Origin of the sequence: Citricoccus sp. (assembly GCF_035445025.1) — a bacterium.
GTDB lineage: Bacteria > Actinomycetota > Actinomycetes > Actinomycetales > Micrococcaceae > Citricoccus.
The window spans coordinates 1-3528 of sequence record NZ_DAOMPX010000124.1; the positions used below are offsets into that span (position 1 = coordinate 1).

The following is a 3528-nucleotide window of genomic DNA, read 5'->3' on the forward strand; positions in this document are numbered from 1 at the left end:
CGGGACTCCCGCCTGATGATCCGGGCCCTGACGGCCCTGGGTGCCGTGGTGGAGCACACCGGCCCCGGTACCGTGCGCGTCACCCCCCTTCCCGACGGCGGCGCGGGCCCCGGTGACGGGTCCCCGGCCGGGCGCACGGTGGACTGCGGCCTGGCCGGCACCGTGATGCGCTTCGTGCCCCCGATCGCCGCCCTCGTGGCCGGTCCCACCCGCTTCACCGGTGACGAGGCCGCCCTGGCCCGCCCGATGCGTCCGGTCCTGGCCGCCCTGGCCGCGCTCGGGATCACCGTGGACGGCCCCGGCACGGAGCGCGGGACCCTGCCGTTCACCGTGCACGGCACCGGCGGCGTCGAGGGCGGCCGGATCGAGGTCGACGCCTCGGGGTCCAGCCAGTTCGTCTCCGCCCTGCTGCTGGCCGCCCCCCGGTTCCGCCGGGGACTGCACCTGGTGCACACCGGGGACGCGGTGCCGAGCCCGGAGCACGTGGCGATGACCGTGAGCGTGCTGCGCCGCTGCGGGGTGGAGGTGGACGACTCCGTCCCGGGCCAGTGGCGGGTCTCCCCCGGCCCGGTGCGCGCCCTGGACCTGGCGGTGGAACCGGACCTGTCCAACGCGGGGCCGTTCCTGGCCGCGGCCGTGGTGACGGGCGGCCAGGTCCGCGTGCCGGACTGGCCCGCCGGGACCACGCAGATCGGCGACCGCTGGCGGACCATCCTGCCCGCGTTCGGTGCCACCGTGGACTTCTCCCCGGACCCGGAGGGGCACACCGGCACCCTGACGGTGACCGGTGCCCTGACGGAGACCGGCCACCCGCGGATCACCGCCCCCGGGGACCTTCCGGACACCGGCGAGCTGGCGCCCACGGTCGCGGCCCTGTGCCTGCTGGCGGAGGGCCCCGGACGCCTGTCCCGGATCGGACAGCTGCGCGGCCACGAGACCGACCGCCTGACGGCACTGGCCGCCGAGACGCGGCGGATGGGCGGTCAGGTCGAGGAGGGCCCCGACTACCTCGCCTTCCGGGGGACGGGCGGCTCTCCTGACGCCGAGGGCACGGGGACCACCGGAGAGTCCTCCGCCCTGCACGGGGCGACCCTGGAGACCTACCACGACCACCGGATGGCCACCTTCGCCGCCGTCGTGGGACTGGCGGTGCCCGGCGTGCTGGTGCGGGACGTGGGCACCACCGCCAAGACCATGCCCGACTTCCCCGAGCTGTGGACCCGGTTGGTGACCGGGGACGGCGACCGCGCATGAGCCGGCCCGGGCGCGGTTTCGACCCGAAGCGCTGGGACGAGTCCGACGTGCGCTCGCGCCCCAGCAAGAGGGGTTCGCGCCCGCGCACCAAGGAACGGCCCGCCCATGAGGATGCCGTCACCGGCCGCGTGGTCACGGTGGACCGCGGCCGGTACACGGTGTACCTGCCGGGCCGGGAGGGGTTCCACACCGTCACCGCCATGCGCGCCCGTGAGCTGCGCCGAAACCCGGTGGTCACCGGCGACCTCGTGGGGCTCGTCGGGGACCTCTCGGGCCTGGAGGGGAGCCTGGCCCGGATCGTGCGGATCGAGGAGCGCAGCACCGTGCTGCGGCGTTCCGCCGACGACTCCGACGCCTACGAGCGCGTGGTGGTGGCCAACGTCGACCTGCTGGTCATCATGGTGGCCGCGGCCAATCCCGAGCCCCGCACCGGGTTCATCGACCGTGCCCTGGTGGCCGCCTATGACGCGGGGATCGAGCCGCTGCTGTGCATCACCAAGACGGACCTGCGCGACCCTGCCGGGCTGCTGGCCCACTACCGGCACCTCGGTCTGGAGGTGCTCACCTCCGGTGCCGCGGGCAGCGGGTCCGGTGACGGCGATGCCCGCCTGGACCCGGCCCTGCTGCGCTCCCTGCGGTCCCGGCTGGAAGGCCACATCTCCGTGCTGGTGGGCCCGTCCGGCGTCGGGAAGTCCACGTTGCTCAACGCCCTGACCGGCACCCGGCGGGCCACCGGCCACGTCAACGCGGTCACCGGCCGCGGGCGGCACACCTCCTCCTCCGCCCTGGCGATCCCGTTGCCGGCCGAGGGCTCCGCCGATGACGCGCCGTCCGTGGACCCCGGCGGGGAGCATGAGTCCTGGGTGGTGGACACCCCCGGCATCCGCTCGTTCGGCCTGGGCCTGGTGGACCGCGATCGCGTGGTGGAGGCCTTCGAGGACCTGGCGCCGGCCCTCGCGGACTGCCCGCGGGGCTGCACGCACGCCGCCGGGGAACCCGGGTGCGCGCTCGACGCGTGGGTGGCGGGCGGCAACGCCGGCACGTCCGGCGCCGAGCGGCTGGCCTCACTGCGCCGCTTGCTGGACGGGCGCTCCGACGATGAGTGGTGAGCCGCCGGCCACCGGCCGTGCCGATGGCGCTGAGCCCTGCGGCCTCGCGGTAGCGTGGCCTGCATGAGCGATGCGCCCAAGAACTACACGGACGACCTCCGGCTGGCCCACATCATGGCCGACTCGGTGGACTCCCAGACGATGTCCCGCTTCAGGGCGCAGGACCTGAGGATCGACACGAAGCCGGACCTCACCCCCGTCACGGACGCGGACCGCGCGGCCGAGGAGCTGATCCGCGGGAACCTCTCCCGGGCCCGCCCGCGGGACGCGGTCCTCGGGGAGGAGTTCGGAGAGACCGGCCACGGCCCGCGGCGCTGGGTGATCGACCCCATCGACGGGACCAAGAACTTCGTGCGCGGGGTGCCCGTGTGGGCGACCCTGATCGCGTTGATCGACGACGGCGAGCCCGTGGTGGGCGTGGTCTCGGCCCCGGCCCTCAACAGGCGCTGGTGGGCCGCGAAGGGCACCGGCGCGTTCATGGGCAAGTCACTGGCCTCGGCCACGCGGATCCACGCCTCGAACGTGTCCCGGATCGAGGATGCCTCCCTGTCCTACTCGTCCCTCGAGGGCTGGCGCGAGCGGGGCAACATCCGGGACTTCCTGGAACTGACCTCCACCGTGTGGCGCACCCGCGCCTACGGTGACTTCTGGTCCTACATGATGGTCGCCGAGGGCGCCGTGGACATCGCCTGCGAGCCCGAGCTCGAGCTGTACGACATGGCCGCCCTGGTGCCGATCGTCACCGAGGCGGGGGGCCGCTTCACCTCGCTCGAGGGCGAGGACGGCCCGTTCGGGGGCAATGCGCTGGCCACCAACGGCCTGCTCCACCCCGATGCCCTCGAGGCCCTCAACCCGGACCTGATCGGCCAGACGCAGGCCTGATGAGCGGCCGGGATCCCGGTGTGGGCCGGGACCAGGCCCCGCCGCGCGAGTCGCTCACCGCGGCGATGGTCCTGGCGGTGGCCGCGGGCGGGATGGCCGGGACGCTGGCGCGGTGGCTGCTGGTCGAGGTCGTCCCCTCCCCCGCGGACTCCCCCGTCCCCGGCTGGCTCATGCTCTCGGTCGTCAACCTGCTCGGCGCCTTCCTGCTGGGATTGCTCACCGCACGGGCCTCCCGGCGGCCGCTGCCGCGCTGGCTGCGGGCCGGTCTCGGGGTGGGCGTCCT

4 protein-coding genes are annotated in these 3528 nt (G+C 74.7%); all 4 read left to right on the forward strand.

What is annotated here, in order from left to right; translation table 11 throughout:
* A partial coding sequence (locus PLJ28_RS15290) for a 3-phosphoshikimate 1-carboxyvinyltransferase (protein WP_324590380.1) occupies positions 1 to 1254 on the forward strand: 1254 nt, incomplete at its 5' end.
* Positions 1251 to 2363, forward strand: a complete 1113-nt coding sequence (rsgA, locus tag PLJ28_RS15295) for a ribosome small subunit-dependent GTPase A (RefSeq protein ID WP_298045036.1) — start codon at positions 1251 to 1253, stop codon at positions 2361 to 2363. The genes PLJ28_RS15290 and rsgA, both read left to right, overlap by 4 nt.
* Before the next feature lie 63 nt (positions 2364 to 2426).
* A complete protein-coding gene (gene hisN, locus PLJ28_RS15300; protein ID WP_183524497.1) occupies positions 2427 to 3245 on the forward strand; it encodes a histidinol-phosphatase in 819 nt (272 codons plus the stop codon).
* Positions 3245 to 3528, forward strand: a 284-nt coding sequence (locus PLJ28_RS15305; protein ID WP_324590381.1) for a CrcB family protein, incomplete at its 3' end; no start/stop codon positions are given. The genes hisN and PLJ28_RS15305, both read left to right, overlap by 1 nt.

Bases quoted from the DNA above. Each gene is read 5' to 3' on its own strand.
- rsgA (WP_298045036.1), top strand. From the start codon at position 1,251: ATGAGCCGGCCCGGGCGCGGTTTCGACCCGAAGCGCTGGGACGAGTCC.
- hisN (WP_183524497.1), top strand. From the start codon at position 2,427: ATGAGCGATGCGCCCAAGAACTACACGGACGACCTCCGGCTGGCCCAC.